This window comes from Ruminococcus sp. YRD2003 (assembly GCA_900109435.1).
Taxonomy (GTDB): domain Bacteria; phylum Bacillota; class Clostridia; order Oscillospirales; family Ruminococcaceae; genus Ruminococcus; species Ruminococcus flavefaciens_G.
Genome location: FNZT01000005.1, coordinates 58,620 through 80,253, shown reverse-complemented (window position 1 = coordinate 80,253; position 21,634 = coordinate 58,620). Strand labels below are relative to the sequence as shown.

At 53.8% G+C, this 21,634-nt stretch carries 18 protein-coding genes; 2 read left to right on the top strand and 16 right to left on the bottom strand.

Annotated elements, in window-relative coordinates; translation table 11 throughout:
* Positions 1-53: 53 nt before the first annotated feature.
* A complete protein-coding gene (locus BMX22_RS04550; RefSeq protein ID WP_074741071.1) occupies positions 54-2,792 on the bottom strand; it encodes an EAL domain-containing protein in 2,739 nt (912 codons plus the stop codon).
* 405 nt (positions 2,793-3,197) lie between these two features.
* On the opposite strand from BMX22_RS04550, the gene BMX22_RS04545 reads away from it, so the two are divergent.
* Positions 3,198-3,632: an NfeD family protein gene (locus tag BMX22_RS04545; protein ID WP_074741069.1), complete on the top strand. Its 435-nt coding sequence runs from the start codon at positions 3,198-3,200 to the stop codon at positions 3,630-3,632.
* A 15-nt stretch (positions 3,633-3,647) separates the two neighbouring features.
* Positions 3,648-4,643 (top strand): SPFH domain-containing protein, encoded by a 996-nt coding sequence (locus tag BMX22_RS04540; RefSeq protein WP_074741067.1) that lies wholly within the window; start codon positions 3,648-3,650, stop codon positions 4,641-4,643.
* Between the two features lie 89 nt (positions 4,644-4,732).
* Here the strand turns inward: BMX22_RS04540 and BMX22_RS15805 are convergent, their stop codons facing one another.
* The 15 genes from BMX22_RS15805 to rpmE form a co-directional block, all read right to left on the bottom strand.
* The gene (locus tag BMX22_RS15805) at positions 4,733-5,449 is read right to left on the bottom strand and encodes a dockerin type I domain-containing protein (RefSeq protein WP_081349079.1); all 717 of its coding nucleotides are present in this window, start codon (positions 5,447-5,449) and stop codon (positions 4,733-4,735) included.
* A gap of 2 nt (positions 5,450-5,451) precedes the next feature.
* Entirely contained in the window at positions 5,452-6,903 is a 1,452-nt protein-coding gene (locus BMX22_RS04530; protein ID WP_074741065.1) for an alginate O-acetyltransferase AlgX-related protein, read from the bottom strand.
* Between the two features lie 11 nt (positions 6,904-6,914).
* Positions 6,915-8,318, bottom strand: coding sequence for an MBOAT family O-acyltransferase (locus BMX22_RS04525; RefSeq protein ID WP_074741063.1), 1,404 nt, complete (start codon positions 8,316-8,318; stop codon positions 6,915-6,917).
* 15 nt (positions 8,319-8,333) lie between these two features.
* Positions 8,334-9,074, bottom strand: a complete 741-nt coding sequence (locus BMX22_RS04520) for a hypothetical protein (RefSeq protein ID WP_074741061.1) — start codon at positions 9,072-9,074, stop codon at positions 8,334-8,336.
* Between the two features lie 15 nt (positions 9,075-9,089).
* Positions 9,090-11,270, bottom strand: coding sequence for a transglutaminase domain-containing protein (locus tag BMX22_RS04515; protein ID WP_074741059.1), 2,181 nt, complete (start codon positions 11,268-11,270; stop codon positions 9,090-9,092).
* Positions 11,271-11,674: 404 nt separating this feature from the next.
* Positions 11,675-13,534 carry a serine hydrolase domain-containing protein gene (locus BMX22_RS04510; RefSeq protein ID WP_074741057.1) on the bottom strand — a complete coding sequence of 620 codons (1,860 nt, stop codon included), beginning with the start codon at positions 13,532-13,534 and terminating at the stop codon, positions 11,675-11,677.
* Between the two features lie 14 nt (positions 13,535-13,548).
* The gene (locus tag BMX22_RS04505; protein WP_074741055.1) at positions 13,549-14,319 is read right to left on the bottom strand and encodes an ABC-2 transporter permease; all 771 of its coding nucleotides are present in this window, start codon (positions 14,317-14,319) and stop codon (positions 13,549-13,551) included.
* Between the two features lie 12 nt (positions 14,320-14,331).
* On the bottom strand, positions 14,332-15,060 hold the full coding sequence (locus tag BMX22_RS04500) for a hypothetical protein (protein ID WP_074741053.1): 729 nt from the start codon (positions 15,058-15,060) through the stop codon (positions 14,332-14,334).
* Complete coding sequence (locus tag BMX22_RS04495) at positions 15,029-15,913, bottom strand: ABC transporter ATP-binding protein (RefSeq protein WP_074741051.1); 885 nt, start codon at positions 15,911-15,913, stop codon at positions 15,029-15,031. Before BMX22_RS04495 ends, BMX22_RS04500 begins: the two co-directional genes overlap by 32 nt.
* 2 nt (positions 15,914-15,915) lie before the next feature.
* On the bottom strand, positions 15,916-16,287 hold the full coding sequence (locus BMX22_RS04490; protein WP_074741049.1) for a GntR family transcriptional regulator: 372 nt from the start codon (positions 16,285-16,287) through the stop codon (positions 15,916-15,918).
* Positions 16,288-16,431: 144 nt separating this feature from the next.
* On the bottom strand, positions 16,432-17,514 hold the full coding sequence (rpoD, locus tag BMX22_RS04485) for an RNA polymerase sigma factor RpoD (protein WP_031559620.1): 1,083 nt from the start codon (positions 17,512-17,514) through the stop codon (positions 16,432-16,434).
* Positions 17,515-17,594: 80 nt separating this feature from the next.
* A complete protein-coding gene (dnaG, locus tag BMX22_RS04480; RefSeq protein ID WP_074741048.1) occupies positions 17,595-19,346 on the bottom strand; it encodes a DNA primase in 1,752 nt (583 codons plus the stop codon).
* A gap of 6 nt (positions 19,347-19,352) precedes the next feature.
* Complete coding sequence (locus tag BMX22_RS04475) at positions 19,353-20,348, bottom strand: deoxyguanosinetriphosphate triphosphohydrolase (protein WP_074741047.1); 996 nt, start codon at positions 20,346-20,348, stop codon at positions 19,353-19,355.
* Between the two features lie 196 nt (positions 20,349-20,544).
* Complete coding sequence (locus BMX22_RS04470) at positions 20,545-21,183, bottom strand: YigZ family protein (RefSeq protein ID WP_074741045.1); 639 nt, start codon at positions 21,181-21,183, stop codon at positions 20,545-20,547.
* Between the two features lie 184 nt (positions 21,184-21,367).
* Positions 21,368-21,571 (bottom strand): 50S ribosomal protein L31, encoded by a 204-nt coding sequence (gene rpmE / locus BMX22_RS04465; protein ID WP_031559612.1) that lies wholly within the window; start codon positions 21,569-21,571, stop codon positions 21,368-21,370.
* Positions 21,572-21,634: the final 63 nt, after the last annotated feature.

The following is a 21,634-nucleotide window of genomic DNA, read 5'->3' as shown; positions in this document are numbered from 1 at the left end:
TGACAGTTTGGCGGGCGAGCGGAACTCGCCCCTACAGTCTGAGCTCTGACAGCTCAGTTCGACCCGTGCTGTACCTTGCGGTTATTGACCACGGAATTGATGGTCGAGTTCTGTATCTGCACGTCGCCGCTGCCCGAACAGATGTCGTTCGGGTTGCCGCACAGCATATTCATCGTAACTGCCGAGTCCATGATGAATACGTTGCCGCTGCCCTGCGGGTCTCCGATGCCTGTTGCAAAGTCGCCCTCGGAGTCGATGATTATCTCTGCGTTCATTATCTTCGTGTTCACGTCGCCGTCTATTGCTCCGATACACGAATGCTTCGCCGAGCGCATCTTGATGTTGACGCGCCCCTTCCTGATGAGGATACTGCCCTCGCCCTCCTCGAGCGAGCCTATGCCCACTGCCTGCGCGCCTGTGCAGAACATATTTATGTCGCCTGCGCACGAGACTGTGGCGATGCCCTTGCAGCTGCCTATGCCCGTCACTTTGATGCCCGAGACGGTTATGTCAAGGTCGCACTTCTCGTCTATCTCGATGTTGGCGTCGCCGTTGTAGCTTCCTATCGCAAGTCCGTTATGGCTGTACATATACAGCTTCGTCTTGCCCGAGAGCAGCTTTATCTCGCTCTCGTCGTCGTTGTAGCCGCCGCCTATGCACACGGTCTCCATGCCGTTGCAGATTATCTCGAGCGTGCCCTGCATATCTACCGTGATATCGCCGTAGCCGTGGTCGTAGTCATTGCCGATGCCGATACCCGCCGAGGCGTAGCAGTCGATAGTCAGCGAGCCCTTGCCCGTCATCTCGAACTGAGAGCCCATCGGCACGTATATGCCCGAGTAGCCCAGCTTGTTGTTCTTCGAGATGATGAGAACCAGACGTGCGTACTCGCCGACGGAAATGGTCGGCTTGCTGTTGCCGCTGACCATATTTACGTTTTTCAGCGTCAGCTCACAGCTGTGGTTGTCCATTACCGCGATGTTCATCTTGACCTGCTTGTCGGGGTCGCCGACTATGGTCAGCTTGCTCTGGTAGATGTGGATATCCGTGTACTTCTCGAGAGCGAGCTTCAGAAGGTCTATCTCCGTATCGTTCCTTGCGGCGTATATCTTCCTTGTGCCGTTCGGTCGGGTCTCGAGGTTGGTCTTGATTATCTCGTCCTTGACGTCCTTGGCTATGCTGTCGAGGAAGAGCGGCTTCGGCTTGGACGTGTAGTAGCCCTGTACGAGGTCTATGCCGAGGCGTATCACCGTTTTGAGCTCCTGTGCCGTTTCAACTCCCTCGGCGAGCGACTGGAGCTGATTGTCGCGGCAGAACTCGATTATCTGCGTGACGAGCTGCTGCTTTTTCAGGTCGTTGTGGATGTCTGCGATGAGTGAGCGGTCTATCTTTACGTAGTCGGGCTTGTACTTCAGGAGGTTGGTGAGGTTGGAGTAGCCCGTGCCGTAGTCGTCTATCGCGAGCTGGGAATGCGTGAAGGAAAGTCGCTTGCGGAGCGTCTCTATACCCTCGGCTGTGGCGTCGCTGTCTTCGACTATCTCGATGACTATTTTCTCAAGAAGTTCACCGAATGTGAGGTAGAGGTCGTTGAAGTCCTCTTCGGTCAGCATATATTCCGACATCGAGTTGATGAAGAGCTTCTTGTTCGCGAATACCTGCTGATTCTCGCTCAGGAGACGCAGGGTGTTGAAGAAGGTGAGCTTCTCTATCGAGTAGAGGTTGTTTTGTCCCGAGGCTATCGAGAGTATCTGTTTCGGCTCCATTTTTATGTCGCCTACTGTCCTCATCAGCGCCTCATATGCGACTATCTCGCCCGTGGTAGTCTCGACGATGGGCTGGACATAGTACATCAGCATATTGTCCATGACGATACGCGTCAGGAGCTGGGCGTTCTTGTAGGAGTCCTTCTCGCGGACGTAGTTCTCCTCGGAGAACCAGTTGATAACGTGTCTGCGGTCGGCGCGTGCCTCATACAGTGCGAACTCGGAGTAATTGACGAGCATATTGAAGTCCGAAGCCTCGTCAGGGTACGACGAACAGCCGATAGACAGGCTGAGGCGGCTCTTGTCGGATATGTCGATTATCTCGCCGAAGTCATCGGTGAGGATGCAGTTCTGCACTGCCTCGTCCATGCTGTTGAGGACGTTGTATATCTGCATCTTGTCGCAGTTCATGAAGAAGGCGAATATCTCGTAGTTGGACTTTGCGCCTATGATGATATTGTCGCTCGAGAAGCTTTTCAGTGTCTCTGCTACGGAGGCTATACAGCTGTTGGTGCTGTCGACTGTCAGGAACGAGCCGAGCTTCTCGATGCCGTTGAGGTACAGCGTTGCGAGACAGCAGTTCTTGATGTCGGGCAGGAGCTTCTTTATCTTCTGCGAGAACGACGGGTACGAGGGCAGCCGCATTACGGGGTCGTACTCGATGAAGCTGCTGTTCTCGTTCTCCTCCGAGAACTGACGTGAGAAGTCCTGCACGAAGCCGAGCCACTCATCGCTGCTCTCGTATATGTTCATCTTGATGTATTTGGTCGTGTTATTGTTCGTGAAGCGGTAGATGTGCTTCTGTCCCTCAACGGGGGATTTCGATATCTTTTCGAGAAGGTTGAAGAACTCGAATTCGTTGAGCTTTGTGCTCGTACAGGCGAGCATCCGACAGGCGGATTCGTCGAGGTAGGCGGATTTCTCCTTTGCTATGTAGGTGAAAGCGCCTATATTGCCGACGAACTGCTGGAATACTTCCCAGTCGTGGCTCAGCTCAGGAGGTTTTTTTGAAAGGTCAAAAATACTCATAAGCGCTCCTTTGACCCGCATTGATGCGGAGCTGCTTTCTCGGTGAGCAGCTCACCGTAGTTGATACTGTCTGAAAACGATATTAATTCATTATTATTATAGCACATTCCCGACTTCATTGCAACATAAAAACAAAAATTTACGTTATATTCATTATATGGGATGTGCGGCAGGAGCTTTTGCGGTTGACGGTAATTTGTGAACAAAAATTGGTTTTTGCAACAGGCAATTGTTGAAAACCCGCCCGCCGAGCAGTGCTTTTTTCGTTCACTATCTGACGATTTTACGCTTTTTGTTGATTTTTGTTCATTCTGCGAAATTATTAATAAAAAACATATTGCAATGCCGAGAAAAATATGATACAATAATGGCGTAGGGTGAAATGTCCGCGAAAGGGGGAATTTCATGGACGTTATTATCTGGGCTATTCTCGTTATAGCTTTCGTCATCGCTGAGGTCGCAACTGTACAGCTCGTTTCCGTGTGGTTCGCCGCAGGTGCCCTCGTGACGATGATACTCGTCTTTTTCTTCGATATACCCATTATCGGGCAGGTCGGTATCTTTATCGGCTCTTCTGCCCTCTTCCTCGCACTGACAATGCCGTTCATCATCGCGAAAAGGAAGAAAAAAGGCTATATACCTACGAATTCCGAGCTCGAAGTAGGTAGGGTCGCGCGGGTCATCGAAGAGATCAACACCGACAACGGCACGGGTCGTGTCAGGGTCGGGGGCGTCGACTGGAGCGCGGTCTCCGCTGACGATTCCGTTATCCCCGCCGACACTGTCGTTACTGTCACCGCCGTGAACGGCGCAAAGCTCACAGTAAAACCAAAGGATTAACAGGAGGAAATTGTTATGGATTTCAACACAGGCTCTATCTTCGGTGCCTTCGGCATCATCGTATTACTGGTCATCGTTTTCCTATTATTTATGTTCATCAGGTGCTTCAGGATCGTACCGCAGGCTCACGTTTTCGTTATCGAACGCTTCGGCTCTTTCAAGTGTGAGTGGGAAACAGGCATTCACTTCCTCTTCCCGTTCATCGACCGCATCGCAGGCAAGGTATCACTCAAGGAAAAGGTTGTCGACTTCAAGCCGCAGCCCGTTATCACTAAGGATAACGTTACCATGCAGATAGATACTGTCGTATTCTATAAGGTAACGAACGCTAAACAGTATATCTACGGCGTTGAGAGACCTCTCGCGGCTATCGAGAACCTCTCGGCTACTACGCTCCGTAATATCATCGGTGAGCTCGAGCTCGACTCGACACTTACCTCGCGTGATACTATCAACACCAACATCACTGCTATCCTCGACCAGGCGACCGACCGCTGGGGTATCAAGGTCGAGCGCGTTGAGCTCAAGAACATCATCCCGCCCCGTGAGATACAGGACGCTATGGAGAAGCAGATGAAGGCTGAGCGTGAGCGCCGTGAGAAGATACTCCAGGCTGAGGGTGACAAGAAGTCACAGATACTCGTTGCCGAGGGTGAAAAGGAGTCGCAGATACTCCGCGCGCAGGCTAAGAAGGAAGCTCAGATACTCGAGGCTGAGGCTGAGAAGCAGGCTATGATACTCCGCGCTGATGCGGTAAGAGAGCAGAAAGTGCTCGAGGCTACAGGTGAGGCGCAGGCTATCGAACTCGTTCAGCAGGCTGTCGCTGAGAGCCTTGTAAAGCTCAATAACGCTTCGCCCAATGAGAAGGTCATCCAGCTCAAGTCGCTCGAAGCTTTCGCTAAGGCGGCTGACGGCAAGGCTACCAAGATAATCATACCGAGCGAGATACAGGGTCTCGCGGGACTCGCAGCAGGGCTAAAGAGCATTGCGGAGTCCGATACAAAACAGTAACGATTCTCCCTACAAAAAAAGCTGACCGAAAGGTCAGCTTTTTTATTGCAGTTGGAAAAACGAGTTCGCTGTTAAGCAATGTTTGCGGGTCAGTCCCATGTGGGGGTGCTGCCTGTGGAGGCGACAGAATAGTAGACAAGTATACGTGAGGCGTCTTTGGCGTCTATCTTGTTGTCGCCGTTGACGTTTGCTGCCTTTTTCTGTGCCTCGGTGAGGTTGCCCTCTGCTCCTGTGGACATCTTGGAGTAGTACACGAGCACGTTCGATGCGTCTTTGGCGTCTATCTTGCCGTCCTGATTGACGTCGCCGCGCGTGAAGGCGTTGAGGTGGTACGCTACCTGAACGCCCGACTCTGTGTCAGCAGTGTCCCAGTCGTTGTCGGAGATGACGTCGTCTACAACAAATGTATATGTGTATGCTTTGAAGCTGTCGGGGTTATCATTGCCGTCGGGAACGGTGAACTCCGCTGTGAACGGCTTTACGCTAACGCCTGTGGGGGTGACTGTGAGGAGGTAGTTCCTGTAGTCGTCTTCGGTATTGTCTCTGCCTTCGATATCAAAGGTCGCGGTGCTGTTCTCGGCAAGCTCCTTGACGTAGTACGGCTCTGCCTTGCCTTCGGGCGAATCAAAGGTGATGCTCACATTTGCGCTCATGCCCTCGGGGAGGGCTACGGTGACGCTTCCGTTGACGTCGTTCTTGTTGAAGTGCGGGAAAACGGGCTCTTCCGCCGCAAATACGTTCGCAGCGGGCATTGCTGCGAGAACTGCGGCTGCCATAGAAGCTGAAAGCAGTTTTTTCTGTTTCATTGTTACTGTTCCTTTCTTATCATTTTGTCTGCGGGGACTTCGACTGCAACGGCGAGTCCGTCGCTGCACTGGGTGAATACCTCAATGCTGTCGAATTCCGTATCCGCGGGGATATATGCCGAGAAGCCGTTTCCGCAGTCGGTGTATTCGCTCGCGCGGAATGCCTCAAAAGTTGTGCCGTTGACGGTGATGTAAACGCTTGCGCTGTCACCGCTGAAAAAGCTCTCGGGGAGAGCTCCCGCGATGAGCGTGAATGCGCCGTTCTGAGCAATATGTACGGGGATATCCTCCCAGTCGATGACGGGGCAGTTTTCCTTTTCACTGAATTCTCCCACATACTTTGAAGGTGTGAAGAAGACCATGTCCTCTGCAACCTCTGGGGCGGGCATGAACGGCGCTGTCCGTGCAAGCCGCGGGAGATTGCGCTCGACTATCTCCAGTACGACGGTGTCGCCTTTTGAGATGGCTGCTTCGTCGAAACGGTAGGGCGTGATGCGCGAGAATTCGGCACTTGCGAACATCTCTGCCATGTAGGGGAGTATAGCCTCGCCGAAGGAGTCGCGGTACATAAGCAGCGTGCCCTCGCCGCTCTCGCTGACGGTATCAATCGTGACATCGTCGAGAGCTTTGAAGTGTCCCTGATACTCGTATGTGAAAGCGTGGTCGCTGTTGACCTGAGTGTCCTTCGCGTCCTCTGCGGGGTATATCATCGCCGCGAGGTCGCCGAGACGTCCGTCAGCCTCGACCGTCCAGTTGTCCGCGGGGCAGGTCTCCCTGCCGAGAGCGCCCATTATAGCGCAGTGTCCCGCGTATGCGCCGAGGTTGTTCCAGTGGGTATCGGTCGCGTGATACAGCGGTATGCTCGAACCTGTGTCCGCGAGAGCTGCCTTCATATCAAGGTAGAACGGCTCTCCCGCAAGCTCAGCGGAAAGGAGCTCGTAGTTGTCGGGAGCGTCCGCGGGGACGTAGTTGAACGGCATATGCTCGGGATAGAGCGAGCTCTTGTTCGGCACGGAGGTGAACAGGAAGCTCTTGCCGCTGCGCCCGCAGTATTCGTTCACGAGCCGCAGGTCGTGGCAAATGCCGCTTATCTGCCGCGCGTTCATTGTGTTGATGTTGAGGTAGTCGTCAAGAGTCGCGCTGTAGTAGAGCCAGCCGTCCGTGCCGTCGATGACGTCGGTGTTGGGGGAGGTGGCGGTCAGCGCTGTCTTTATGCGTCCGTCGGCGGTGACGAGCTGCTGACGGAATGCGAAGTGCTCGGAGAAGTAGTCTCCGAGGTCGGAAAGGTAGTTTATGTTGAGCTTGCCCTCTGCCGTTTTCAGCTTCGGGAGCTCCGATAAAGTACGGTTTTCCTTGGATTCGCCGTCCTTTACGAACGGCATGAGCGCCGAGGGGATAAGACAGATGCCAATGAATGCACCTGTGTAAAGCCTGTAAAGTATGTTCTTTTTCATCGTGCGCCTCCTCAGAATCTGAAATAGATGAACGGGTTGTAGGAAGCCGATGAGAGCGTTATCACGCACAGCAGGAACATCACTGCTGCTGCCGCATACGAGCAGACCTCGCATATGCCCGCGAGCTTGATACCCTGCGCTTTCTTCGCTGCCGCGGGGATAACGGGCGCCGAGAACACTATAGCCGCACCGAGCATTATCAGGTACATCGGTGTGAGCTGTGACATGAACATCGCCCACTTCTCACTTCCGCCCGAGGGCACGAACATATGCCCGATGAAACGGCACGCTGTCGGCAAATCCTCCGCGCGGAAGAACACGAATGCGAGCACCGTCACTGCGGATGCGTAGATGTGCCGCAGCGGACGAAGCCATTTCTGCGGCTTGAGTATGCCGTAGGATTCAAGCATCATAAAGCCGCCGTTGAGAAGCCCCCACACGATGAAGTTGAGGCTTGCGCCGTGCCAAAGTCCCGTGCAGAAGAACACTGCGAGCTTGTTGAATGCAGTCCTGAGCTTGCCCTTGCGGTTGCCGCCGAGCGGGATGTACAGGTACTCCTTGAACCATGTTGACACGCTGATGTGCCACCTGCGCCAGAATTCCTGCATACTTTGCGAGATGTATGGGTAGTTGAAGTTCTCGCGGAAACTGAATCCGAACATCGCACCCAGACCTATCGCCATATCGCTGTAGCCGCTGAAGTCGAAGTATATCTGGAAAAGATAGGATATCGCTCCGAGCCATGCGAGCGGTAAGGACAGCTCGTCGGTGCCGAGGGCGTAGACGTAGTCCGCTGCGAGTGCCATGGTGTTCGCGATGAAGAGCTTCTTTGAAAGCCCCGTGATGAAGCGGCGTATTCCGCGCGCGGTCATCTCGGGGGTGCTCCTGCGGTTGTCTATCTGGTCTGCTATGTCGTAATACTTAACGATAGGACCTGCGATGAGCTGCGGGAAGAACGTTATGTACAGCGCGAGCTTGTAAGGGTTCTTCTGGATGTAGCGAGGGTCCTTGTAGGAGTCGATAACGTATGACATCGCCTGAAAGGTGTAGAACGATATGCCTATCGGCAGGGCGATGTGAGGTACGGGGAGCTTCACGAAGGGGAGCATATTCACTGTCTCCGCCGCAAAGCCGAGATACTTGAATGCGCCGAGCATCAGCAGGTTCGCGATAACCGCGGCTGCGAGCACTGCTCTGCGCGCTTTGTTCTCTTTTTTCATCGCGAGACCGAAGAGGTAGTTCATTACGATGGATATTATCATCAGAATGACTGCTTTCGGCTCGCCGTATGCGTAGAACGCGATGCTGAATATGAGCAGCAGCACGTTCTTCGCTGTCATTGTCGGTATTATGCGGTAGAGTATGTATACCGCCGTCAGGAATACGAACAGGAATACGGGACTGCTGAATACCAAAACAGCTCCTCCTTATCAGAATGCGAGGTCGTAATCTATTTCTGAAACCGTATCACCGTTCATAATGAACTCGAGATTGTATGCGCCCCTGTAGAGGATGTTGCCGCTGCCCTGTACAAGACCGCTGCCGTATGCTGCCTCTACGTCGCTCTTGGACGAGCCTATGCCCACACCCTCGGGAGTAGCATAATTGCTGCCTGTGATGTGTATAGCTCCAACGTACTTGACACCGCCGCTGGAGTAGCACTGGATCGTCATTCCGCTGTAATCATAGACGTACATATCGCTTTCGTCGCCCTTCGGGATACATGAGGGAACTACAGATTCTACGTAGCCTGTGCCGTATGCAGAGGCGAAGGAGTCGAATGTCTGGTCGATGTAGGAGGGGCTCACGCCTGTGCCTGTCGCTTTGGGAGCTTCTGTAGGCGCTTCCGTGGGAGCTTCGGTGGGCTTCTCCGCGGGCTCGTCCGCGTCGGTCTTTTCCTCTGCAGCTGCTGTGGTCTCGGTGTCCTTTTCGTCGTCGTCGGACTTGGTCGTCGACGAGCCTGAGCTTGTGCCTGTGCCCGATACTACCGCAGCCGTAGCCGTGGTCTTGCTTGTGGTGGCAGTGCCCGTGGTCGTCTGCTCGCCCGAGGCTACTGTCACCTTGGGGAGTGCTACGGACACGGAGTCCTGCTCGACGTCGCTGCCGCATGAAACGGCTGTCATTGTGCTGATGAGTGCTATCGCTGCGATAGCGATGATTTCCTTTTTCATATTTATCCTCCGAATTTAATTGTAACTTGTGATGACGTATGCCTTTATGGTATAGCCCTTGCCTGTCGTGTAATTCTTGTTTTCGTTCTGATTGCCTGGCGTTTTAAGGTAGGCTTCCGTTACGCCGCGGAATCCGTTGCAGGTGTCATAGTTGACCCAGCTGCCGTTTATGAGCACCTGATTCCAGTAGTGGTCGCTGTTGTATGCGCCTGTACCGTATACTATGCGCGTCTGGTAGCCTGCCTGCTTGTACAGGATATCGGTTATCGCTGCGAGGTAGTAGCAGACTCCGCCGCTGTTGTTCATCATGTAGGAAGCGTAGTATGACCAGCCTGTCTGCTGTATCTCATTGAGTGACTTGGTCGCTTCCATATTCTTGTAATAGTTGTGAGCACGGACGTAATTGTATATGCCGTCAACTGATTTGCCCGAATAGGTCAGTATGTTCTTTGCCCTTATCTGTACGTCGGAAAGCGGGGCGGCTGTGCCGTCGTTGAGGAGGTTGGTGTCGTCGATGACCATATTCCTTGCCATGGCGCCTGTGTCGAGGAAGTAATACTTATTTCCCTCGTACTCCAGCCAGCCCGTGTGCATGGTGCCGTCCTCGTCGAAGTAATACTTGCTGCCGTCTATCTCCTGCATACCGAAGCGCATCTTGCCGTCCTCGCCGAAGTAGTACTTCTTGCCGTCGACGATGAGGCGGCCTGTGGCAATCTGACCTGTCTCGGCGGAGAAGCAGTACTTGTCGCCGTCTATCTCGGTGATGCCCGATGCCATTATGCCGTCTGCTCCGAAGTAATACTTCGCTCCGTCTATCGTTGCCCAGCTCGACTTCGTCATCTTTCCGTCTTCGGTGAAATAGTACTTGTTGCCGTCTATCTTCAGGCGGCCTGTCTTCATCGCGGCGTCGGTCTCGTCGAAGTAGTAGGTCGCGCCCTTGTAGTCGATGAGTCCCGTTGTGCGCTTGCCGTCTGCGCCGAAGTAGTAGGTCTTGCCGTTGTATTCGAGGATGCCCGTGAACATCTTGAAGTCGTCGCCGAAGTAGTAGTAATCGCCGTTGATTATCTGTCCGCCGCTGAGCGCCTCGCCCTTTTCGTCGTGGTAGTAGGTCACGCCGTCGACTGTCGTGAGACCGCGCTCCTCAACAAGGATGCCGTCTTCGCCGAATATGTAGTTCTTGCCGTCGACAGTGCAGAGACCCTTTGCATAGCTCGAATCATCGTAGAAATAATACTTGCCCTTGCCTGTGATGTACTGTCTGCCAAGGAGCATTACGCCGTCCTCGCCGAATATGCGGGGCGTTCCGCCGATATCAACGATGCCTGTCGTCTTGCCGCTCTCTGCGCTGAAGAAGTAGAACTTATCCTCTATCTTTGAGAGCCCCTCGGCTGCTTTGCCTGTCTCGGGATAGTAGTAGTACGACTTGCCCTTTATTTCCTGCCAGCCTGTGAGCTCTTTGCCGTCTTCGCCGAATATGTACGGGAAGCCGTCTATCGTTATCTCGCCCTCGGCAAGTGTGCCGTCGTCCTTGCCGTAGAAGAAGTCGTCGCCGACCTTGAAGAAGCCTGCCTCAGCCATGAGTGCGCCTGTATCCGAGAAGCGGTACTGCTTGCCGTCCTTGTCGGTGTAGACGCCTGTTATCTTGCCTTCTTCCTTGGTGATGTAATACTTCCTGCCGCAGTATTCGAGCCAGCCGTATACGGGCTTGCCCGAATCGGGGGAGAAGTAAAGACGCTTGCCGCCGACTGTTCGCCAGCCTGTTTTAAGACTGCCGTTCTTGGAGAATATGTACTTCTCGCCGTCTATCTCCTGTATGCCTGTGAGGAATGTACCGTCTGCCTTGTAGTAGGTTATCCTGCCCGCGGTGTCGATGTGCCAGCCCTCTATCGAAGGGGTAACTGTGCTCGTTGATACGGGAGCTGTGCTCGAAGCGGGGGCGGCTGTAGTCGGAGCCGCTGTCGAGGAAGTCGTGGAGGCAGCCGCTGTTGTTGTGGTAGAGGCAGCAGCTGTTGTTGTGGTCGCCTGCGAGGTCGTGGTCGAAGCCTGTGCGGTCGTCGTTGTGCTCGCGGCGGCTGTGGTCGCGGGGGCGGTGGAAATCGGGTCGCCCTCGGCTGCGTGTGCTGCTGACGGAGCGGCAGCGAGCATTGCAAGCCCTGCCGCAAATGCGCAGATAAGCGTTTTGTTGTGTTTTTTCATGATCTCTCTCCTATGGCTCGTTGAGCCTGCCGTTTTTGTCGGAAGCGGCGACCGTTATCATAGTCCATATATGATTATATCAGTATACTCGCGGAAAGTCAAAGAAATGGGACAAAATTTGCAAATCTTTTGCATCCGTGCGCGTATACATTATTATTATACAATGGCATTACTGAAATGTCAATGGCACTTAGCGGCAAAAGGGACTGCTTTGAGAAATTTTTGTCAATGTTGCGGAAAAATCTTGCGGTATGCTCGGAGCAGTTTGACCGATACGCCTTGAAACTGCGGAAGGATATGCCTGTTTCGGTATATCGGGAATGAGTTTTTACATATGGTATAATGCGCCTGCGCGCAAAAAAGGCGTGACAAACCCGTTTGTCACGCCCTTGCTTACCCTGTTTTCAGCAGCCGAGGAATTTGTACATCTCAAAGTAGATGATCGCGGCTATCATCACTGAGTTTGCTGCTATGTTGACTGCGCAGCGGAGCTTTGCCCATTTGTCCGTCTTCTTCATTATCATCGCTGCGAGAGAAGCTGCTCCCGCTGCTGCACAGACCGCAATGCAGATGATGTTGAGCGTGCCCGCTCCCACGCCGACTGCCTTGGGTATGCCGTAGAATGCCTCGCGCCCCGAGTAGGCTATTATTACAAATGCTGACGCGACCGAAACGAGCTTGATGAGCTGTCCCGCAGTCTGCACCGCGCCGACAGCCGTGAGACTGTATCTGCCTTTGCGGGCTGCTTTGAACTTGTACAGCAGTACAAACACCGAGCCTGCCGCTATGACGAAGTACAGAGCGAGAAGCGATATCTCCGCGGGATATGCCTTGTCTCTGTCTATCTCCATCGCGCCGCCGCCGAGAATGAAGGCGTCTGTGCCGTCAGTACGTTTGCTGACGCCGAGCAGCATACCTGTGTCTCCAAGAGAGTAGAAGCCGTCGCCGAGCCTTGTGAGGTCAGGATACATATTGGCGTTGATGGGCGAAAGGTAGCTTGTGAGCTTCATTATGCCGGAACGCGCTGAACGTGATGTAAGATAAAAGCCGTCGAATCTCTCCGCTGACTTGTTCCCGTCGGATAGGCTGTCAGTGTCGGGCGAGCCGAATATCAGCTTGGGTATGCCCTCAATGACGAGGTTTGCGGAGGTCTCGTTCGTGAGCGTTACAAGTCCGACCTTTGATTTGCGGTCGAACAGCATATTGGAATGGCAGGAGATCGTTGCGCCGTTGTGGCCGAAGGTGCGGACCTTGTATTCATCGCACCAGAAGCCGCAGCTTGAAATCGGGATATCGGTGCTGCCGTAGAACTGCGTACCTTCAAACATTTTCTCCTGTGTCTCCCTGTGCTCGAAGAGGGGAGCGTCATCGCTGACGAAAGCCTGCGCGTAGGTCGCGAGGTCGCGGATCGTGCCCGCTGCCGAGCCGCACGGATAGAGCTCGATGTAGGATATCTTTTTTCCTTCCGATTTGTATTTCGGGATAGGTGCCGTGAACCTGTAGGAGCAGAGCTTGTCGCGCTGAGAGCGTACCCATTCGTTGTCGCTGAAGTCGGCGGCAATGGAGGTGTGCTCCATGCCGAGCTTATCAAAGATATTCTCGCGGACGTAATCGGCGTAGTCCTCGCCTGTTATGCATTCGATGACATACGCCGCGAGCGCTGCTCCCCAGTTGGAGTAGGAAATGACCTCGCCAGGAGGATTCACCTGTGCGGGCTCGGTCGCCTGCAATGTCTCTGCAAGTGACCTGAGCTTGGTGCGGTCGGGAGTGGAGAAGCTGTAGGTGGTCTCGCACCAGCCGCCCGTGTGGTCCATGAGGTCCATCATTGTTATGGGCTCGTCGTAGCTGAGATGCTGAAGGAAGCCGTCGGGGAGGTAGTCCCTTATGTCTGCATCAAGGTCGAGCCTGCCCTGTTCCCAGAGCTGCATGGCGCTGACCCACGTCATCGTCTTGGAGATGCTGCCCCACTCGAAGACGGAGTCCTCGTCGCAGGCGATGTGAGCCTCACGGTCGGTCTCGCCGAAATAGCCCTCATAGATTATCTCGTCGCCGCAGAAGACTATCGCTTCATAGCCAGCGTAGTACTCTATGCCTGTTTCTGTTTCAAAATTGAGCTCGCTGTCGAACTTCTTCCCGAGGTCGCTGAACTTTACCCCCGAGGGGAGCCTGCGCTCGTCCTCAGCCATAGCATTCGGAGCTGCGAGAGCAAAAACTGTACTTGCCGCAAGAAGTGCGGACGCCATACGTTTAACGATGTTTTTCATATTTCCGCACCTCCTTACAGCTCGCGTGATTCGTAGTCGATGACCGAGCACGCAGCCTTGTAGAATACGAATCCGTATGCGCAAACGAGCACGAGTATGCCGAGCAGAGCTCCGTTATACGGCGCCGAGAGCGACATGAACAGTGAAACGAACACTGCAAGGGCGCTGTGCAGCACCTTTACGTCGAGCGATGAGGATTCTATCATTATAACTGCTGCAAAAGCGAGATATACGAAAACAAGTATAAAAAGTCCTCTTGCGGCCGATTTTTTTGCGCTGTTTCTGCCGCTTTTGAAATAGGCGCCGAGCTGCATGGCAGAGAATACCATTCCGTAAGCAAATAATGCGCACATACCGAGCGCGAAGAAGCCGAAATCGTTTATTTTGAGACCGAGCACTTCCGAGAGCGATTCATTCAGTTCGCCCGATAAGCGGAAAAAGCCCGATATATCGAGAAGCTGTGCTATTTTCAGAACCATGAGCGACAGCGACATATTGATCGTCAGTATCAGTGTGATGAGCCCGTATCTCGCGATGACGTTCTGCTTTCTCGTTACGGGGATGACCGCGAATGTCATCTCACCGCCGTTTTTGTCGTCAATGTCGATGAACGAGGTAACAGCCGTAAGAGAAAGTGCAAACACAAAGCCGAGTATCAGCGGAGGAAAGATGACTCCGACGACGGCGGAAACTATGGACATTATCACATAGAATTTGCCGAGGCTGAACTTTTTCGCACCCATCGCGATGAGGTCGAGCTTCATTATGCTGAGTATATTTTTCATTTCTTTCCCTCCTCATATCTCCTTTTGGGCAGTTGCTTTTATCGTGAAGCTGCTGAAGAGCCGCTCTGCTGCGAGAACTGCCGCAAATGAGACGATGATGATAAGCACGCGCAGTATAGCGCTTTCGGGGAGCATTTCGGAAATTGACGGGACTGCGCCGTTGTCGTTTCCGAGCATATAGCCTATTGCGGCAGCCAACATAGCTATCATAAACGGTACGCAGCACATCAGCGCTATCGTCTCGCCCTTTATCTCAAGTATCATATAGAAGAACAGCACGACAATGGTTATCGCCGCCATTGCGAGGGCCGCGATAACGTACAGGTCGCTGTATCTCATTCCGAGATTTGCAAGGATATTGAGCTTGTTTTCGTCGTAGATGTGCTCCTGAAGATAAGCAGGATACAGGCGTGCTTCGCCGACTGCTCTTGTGATGAGCAGCAGCAGCTCGCAGACGATGCAGCCTGCTATCTGCGGATACGCTATCTCGGCGAAAAGCGCCCTCGTAACGTACCTGCGCTCTATGGGAAGCAAGCCGTATATCTTCATAAAGTCGCCCTTGCGGATAGTTTCGAGCGGCGAGAAGAGCGCAAACGGGATTATCACAAATCCGAATGCCGCAGGAAAACAGCCCGACAGGCAGCCGACTGTGCACAGTGCCGCGAAGTAATATGCGTATTTTGCGCCTAATCCCTTGGTTATCGAGTAATCAAACCTTATCATTTTCAGAACGTTGTTCATGGCTGTCCTCCTTTGCGATGTAGACCAGTATCTCGTCGATGCTCGCCTTCTCGGTCTCGAGCTCGCGCGGTATCTCGTCCGTATGGTCGGCGGAGATGAGCGCGTCAAAGCCGTTTCTGTAGCCGTGGAAGCCGATGCACTTCTCCCTCAGTGACGAGGAGATGTCCTCTTCGGCTCCGCGCAGGACGAGGTACTTCTCGTGGAGCTCGTCCTTTGTGCCCGTGAACCATACTTTTCCGTTGTGGAGGATGGTGATGTAGTCGGCGATACGCTCAACGTCGGAGGTGATGTGCGTCGAGAAGAGGACGCTCCTGCTGTCGTCGGCGATGTACTCGGAGAGTATGTCGAGCAGCTCGTCGCGGGCTACGGGGTCAAGACCGCTTGTCGGCTCGTCGAGTATCATCAGCTCTGCCTTGTGCGAGAGCGCGACTGCCACCATAAGCTTCATCTTCATGCCCTTTGAGAAGTCGCCGACTTTTTTGTTGTCGGGCAGCCCGAATGCCTTTATCCTGCGGAAAAACTCTTCGCTGCTCCAGTCCTTGTAGAAGGGGGCGAGCTGCTTGTCTATCTGCTTTACGTTGAGGTGATTTGCGAGGTAGAGGCTGTCGAATACCACGCCGAGGCGCTCCTTTATCGCGACCGCTTCGGTCACGCTGTCGAGCCCGAATACGCTTATCTTGCCGCTGTCTATGTTCGCCATGTTGAGTATAGAGCGGATAGTCGTGGTCTTGCCCGAGCCGTTCTGTCCTACAAAGCCCATGATATAGCCCTTGGGCAGCGAGAAGGTGACGTCCCTGAGCGCGAAGCCCTCGTATGCCTTGTTCAGTCCTTTGATATCAAGTATGTTCTCCATAGTTATTCCTCCATAAATCCTTTTACTGCGGCGAGTATCTCCTCATCGGACAGCCCCGCGTTGCGTCCGCTGACTACGACCTGCTCGATAGCTTCCTCCATCTCGCAGAGCATACGCTCGCGAAGGAGCTCGTTGTTGCGCGGTGCGACAAAGTAGCCCTTGCCTGCGACCGAAACGAGAAAGCCCTCGGCGACAAGGTCGTTGTATACCCTCGTCGTCGTGATGACGCTGATCTTCAGATCGCGTGCGAGCTGGCGTATCGAGGGGAGCTGTTCGTCCTCAGTGACTTTCCCTGCGAGTATCTGTGATTTGATCTGTTCCTCTATCTGCTCATATATCGGCAGAGTTGAGCTGTTTTTTATTATTATCTTCATGAAGCGCTCCTGTTTATACTGTATATGCGTGTATATATCTGTATATGTACAGTTTAGCATATATATATCTATTTGTCAATACCTGATTTGAGCTTTTTTGAAAAAATAAAAGGACTGCAATATGCAGTCCTTAATGATTGGCTATTAATCGAGGAAATCCTTGACCTTCTTGCTGCGGCTCGGGTGACGGAGCTTGCGCAGTGCTTTTGCCTCTATCTGGCGGATACGCTCACGTGTTACGTCAAAACGCTGTCCTACCTCTTCAAGCGTGCGTGCCTTGCCGTCTTCAAGTCCGAAACGGAGCTTCAGTACCTTTGCCTCCCTGTCTGTGAGAGTGTTGAGCACCTCGTTGAGCTGCTCCTTCAGCAGTGTGTGCGATGCTGCTTCCGCAGGTGCGGGCGCGTCGTCGTCGGGGATGAAGTCGCCGAGGTGGCTGTCCTCCTCCTCGCCGATAGGTGTTTCAAGCGATACGGGGTCCTGAGCGACACGCATTATCTCGCGTACCTTGTCCACAGGCATATTGAGCTTCTCCGCTATCTCCTCGGGGCTGGGGTCGTGACCGTTTTCGTGGAGGAGCTGGCTCGATACCTTCTTTACTTTTGTGATGGTCTCTACCATATGTACGGGGATTCGGATAGTACGCGCCTGGTCGGCAATGGCTCGCGTGATAGCCTGACGTATCCACCATGTGGCGTAGGTCGAGAACTTGAAGCCCTTGGTGTAGTCGAACTTCTCGACTGCCTTGATGAGTCCGAGGTTGCCCTCCTGTATGAGGTCAAGGAACTGCATCCCTCTGCCGACATACTTCTTCGCGATGCTGACTACAAGGCGGAGGTTAGCCTCGGAGAGACGCTTCTTCGCGTATTTGTCGCCCTTTGCCATTCGCTGTGCGAGCTCTATCTCTTCCTCGGTCGTGAGAAGGGGAACACGTCCTATCTCCTTGAGGTATATCTTTACAGGGTCGTCGATGGCGATACCCTCGGTGGAGAGCGCCATTTCGAGGTCGTCCGTGATAGACGAATCCATGCCTATCTTCAGGTCGGTATCGACGTTCATGTCCTCGACTATCTCGATGTTGAGCGCCTCGCACCTGTCGTAGAAGCTGTTTATCTGGTCAACGTCGAAGTCGAGCTCTTCAAGGGCGTCTGTTATCTCCTTTGTCGTGAGCTTTCCGTTTGCCTGACCCTGCTCTATGAGCGAGTCAATGGTGTTCTTTTTTGAATCCATTATGATTCCTCCTGATTTTTGGCTTTATCTTGGGATTTGTTTGACGTTTATCATTGCGGCGCGCATTGCGCGGTGATGTCTTAATGCTTCTTTTTATTGAAGAGGTCGCGCAGGTCGTCGTCGGAAATATCTCCGCCCGTGCCTGTGGGTGCGCGGTGCTGTCTGAGCGTTTCCGCGCAGTCGAGCATCGCTTTCTCGGTTATGCCAAACTCGCGGTTTGAGGCGGATATTCCGCTTATCCTTCCCATTTCCTGCGGAGTGAACTCGTCCGCGATGAGCGAGAGCGTGAAGTGCTCGCTCGCCTGTATCGCACGCAGAAGTGACGCATACACGCGCTTATTGAAGGCGGTCACGAATATCTCGGGCGGTGCGGCGGCGCCTATCTTTTCGGCGTCCTCGGGACGTCTCAGCAGATAGGTGATTATGGTCTCCTCTGCCTTTGCTTCCCTGCGGAACTGCACGGCTTCGGGATTGACGTCGTCCCTTACGTATGCGGTCTTTGCCTTGATATTCCGCCATTCTTCCTTTTTCTTTCCCGCTTTTTTCGCTCGTATCATTTCGTTGATGTGGCTTTTCAGTACATCTGTGGAGATGTCGCACTTCTTAGCCGTGCGGGAAATGTACACCTCGCGCTCAAGCGGCGATTCTATCCCCGCAAGCACACGTGATACGCGCTTCAGCAGCTCTACCTTGCCGCTCTCGGAGTCGAGGTCGAGCCCTTCCTCACAGCGGTCGAGCATGAAGTTGTTGGCGTCGTCGGAGCCTTCGATAAGGTTGCGGAATCGCTGTGCTCCGAATTTTTTTATGTATTCGTCGGGGTCTTTGGCTCCGTCCATATGGAGGATGCGTGTGCGCAGTCCCACGTCCGAGAAGTGGTTTATCGCTTTTTGTGTGGCGTTCTGTCCTGCGCCGTCGCTGTCGTATGCGATGACGACCTCGTCGCAGTAGTGGCTTATCAGACGCGCCTGATTGGGCGTTATTGCCGTTCCGAGCGTTGCAACGACGTTCTCGAAGCCTGCCTGATTCACGGCTATGACGTCCATGTAGCCCTCGCAGAGTATCAGCCGCTTCTGGTCGGCGTTCTTTGCGAAGTTCATCGAAAAGAGGTTGCTGCCCTTGTCAAAGACGGGGGTGGCTCCCGTATTGAGGTATTTCGGCTTGCTGTCGTCGAGGACGCGCCCTCCGAAGCCGATGATATTGCCGCGGAGGTCGACTATCGGGAACATCACGCGGTTGCGGAAGAGGTCGTACAGTCTGCCTGTCTTCTGCGAGCGTCCGCCGAGCCACGCGTCGACTATCTCGTCTTCGGTGTAGCCCTTCGAGCGCAGCATATCCGTCAGCTCGGTGAATGAGTCCGACGCGTAGCCGAGCCCGTACTTCTTTATCGTCGCGGGAGTCAGCTTTCGTTTGTAGAAGTATTGCAGCCCCGCCTTGTTCGCGCCCTTTATCAGGTTCGCGTAGAAGAAGTTGGCGGCGAGGCGGTTCATCTCGTAGATGCGCGTTCTCCGCTGTGCCGAGAGGCTGCTGCGGTCGTTGTTCTGAGGGACTTCCATGCCGCTGCGCTCCGCGAGGAACTTCACGGCATCCATAAAGTCGAGGTTCTCGACCTTCATTATAAAGGTGATAACGTCGCCGCCCGCTCCGCAGCCGAAACAGTAGAAATGCGGGTCTTTGTCCAGAAATACAGTACACGAGGGAGTTTTCTCCGAGTGGAACGGACAGTTGCAGACGTAATTGCGTCCGCGGCGGATGAGGTTGACATACTCACCCATGACCGTCTCTATCGGGTTGGCTTCCCGCAGTCTGTAGAGAAATTCGTCGTTCTTTACCATCAGCGGTCACTTCCAGAATTTGGGGACGAAAAGCTCGGTGTAGAGGTCTACCGCGTAGCTGTCGCTCATGCCCGAGATGTAGTCGCAGACCGCGCGGTCGGGGTCGGTCTTCTTCGCGATGATGCGGTACTCCTCGGGGAGCTTGTCTATGTTCGCGATGAAGTACTCGTACAGCTTTGATATGAGCTGCACTGCCTTCGCCTCTTCCTGCTTGGCTGCGGGATTCGTATACACCTTGCGGAACATAAAGGCTTTGAGGTCGTCGTGCGCACGCCTTATCTGCGGCGCAAAGTCTATTTCGTACGCTCCGTGCTCGATGACCGAGGCGATGAGCGTGGTTATGCGCTTTGTCTTGGTGTTGCCGAGTACCCGCACGCAGTCGTTCGGCAGGTCGTTCGGGTCGAGTATGCCCGCGCGCACAGAGTCTTCGATGTCGTGGTTTATGTATGCGATAGTGTCAGCGAGGCGGACGATGTTGCCCTCCTTGGTCGCCGCGACCTTGTTCGTGTGGCACAGTATGCCGTCACGGACTGCATAGGTGAGGTTGAGCCCGCTTCCCTTTTTTTCGAGGGATTCCACCACGCGCACGCTCTGCTCGTAGTGCTTGAAGCCGTGGGGGCATATCTCGTTGAGTATCTTCTCGCCGCAGTGACCGAACGGGGAATGTCCGAGGTCGTGACCGAGCGCGATAGCCTCCGTAAGGTCTTCGTTCAGCCGCATTCCGCGGGCGATAGTCCTCGCTATCTGCGAGACCTCGAGCGTATGCGTGAGACGGGTGCGGTAGTGGTCGCCCACGGGCGACAGGAATACCTGCGTCTTACGCTTCAGCCTGCGGAAGGTGTTGCAGTGGATTATGCGGTCGCGGTCGCGCTGGAACTCCGTGCGGAAAGGGCATTTGTCCTCGTGGCGCTCGCGGCGTATCATCTCCTCGTTCACGCTCGTACACGCGAATTTGCTCAGTATGCCGACTTCTGTTATCTCGTACTGTTCTCTTACAGTCATTCTATCACCCCTTTTCAGAGCTCAAAGCTCAGACGGTGCGCCAAGGACTCCCTACGATAATTCAAACGAACCTGTAGGGGCGAGTTCCGCTCGCCCGCCAGTTTGTCGGTATTTATCGGGCGCACGGAATGCGCCCCTACATAATTAGTCTTTATAATACTTATACTCCAGAAACGTGAAAATCCCTTTAAATTTTTCAGAAAATTTTTTTCACCGAGGAAAAATCTCCGTAGAGCTCGCCCAGATCCTCTATTTTAGCGGCTCCGTTGGTGACCTCGGTCAGTTCTTCGGTCAGTGCGGCGAGCTTCTCCGACAGCACCAGTATTTCAAGCGTGACTTCGCTGCCGAAGTCGGAGTTCTCCGTTATCGTGTCAAAGCTCGGCAGGATATAGCTTATCTTGCCGTACAGCCCGTAATCCGCTGTTATCCTCAGCCTGTGGCAGAGCCTCATATCCATGAGCTGTGCCGCGTCGCAGGCGAGTGCCGCCGCGTGGGAGTATGCACGCACGAGACCTCCGCCGCCGAGCAGTATGCCGCCGAAGTAGCGGGTCACGACTATGCACACGTCCGTGAGTCCGCGCTTTTGCAGTACGTCGAGGACGGGGACGCCCGCTGTGCCCTGCGGCTCGCCGTCGTCGGAATATCGGGAAATATTGTCCTGACGCACAATGTAGGCGTAGACGTTGTGGCGCGCCTTGCGGTGCATCGACTTTATCTTGTTTATGAATTCAACTGCTTCGTCGCCGTTCTTCACGGGAGCGATGTATCCGATGAATTCGGACTTCTTCTCCACGAACGAGGCTTCGGCGGGAGCGGATATCGTCAGGTAGTTCATTATGCACCTCCGTGCGGTCGGGCGTTCGGCGTATGGACGTGAATCAGCAGATCCGTTTTTTATGTGAATGTGCTGACAAGTATGGCTCGCGGTGAAAAAGACTGCCGTTTCTGCGGGAATAACATCGCGAAGCTGCCAGCGCGGGCTCCGAGCAAAAAAGCCGCTCGTTTGAGCGGCTCTTTGATTACTTATCGAGATTGAAACGCTTCTTGAATCTGTCAACGCGTCCGCCTGTGTCAACAAGCTTCTGCTTGCCTGTGTAGAACGGATGGCACTTAGAGCAGATCTCGACCTTGATGTTCTCCTTTGTGGACATTGTCTCGATCACATTACCGCAGTGGCAGGTAATTGTGGTCTTGTACATTGTAGGATGGATTCCCTCTTTCACGATTTTCACCTCCATGGTTTATTTCTGTATAATCGTGCAGCCCATCAGTTCCTTTAGACAGTA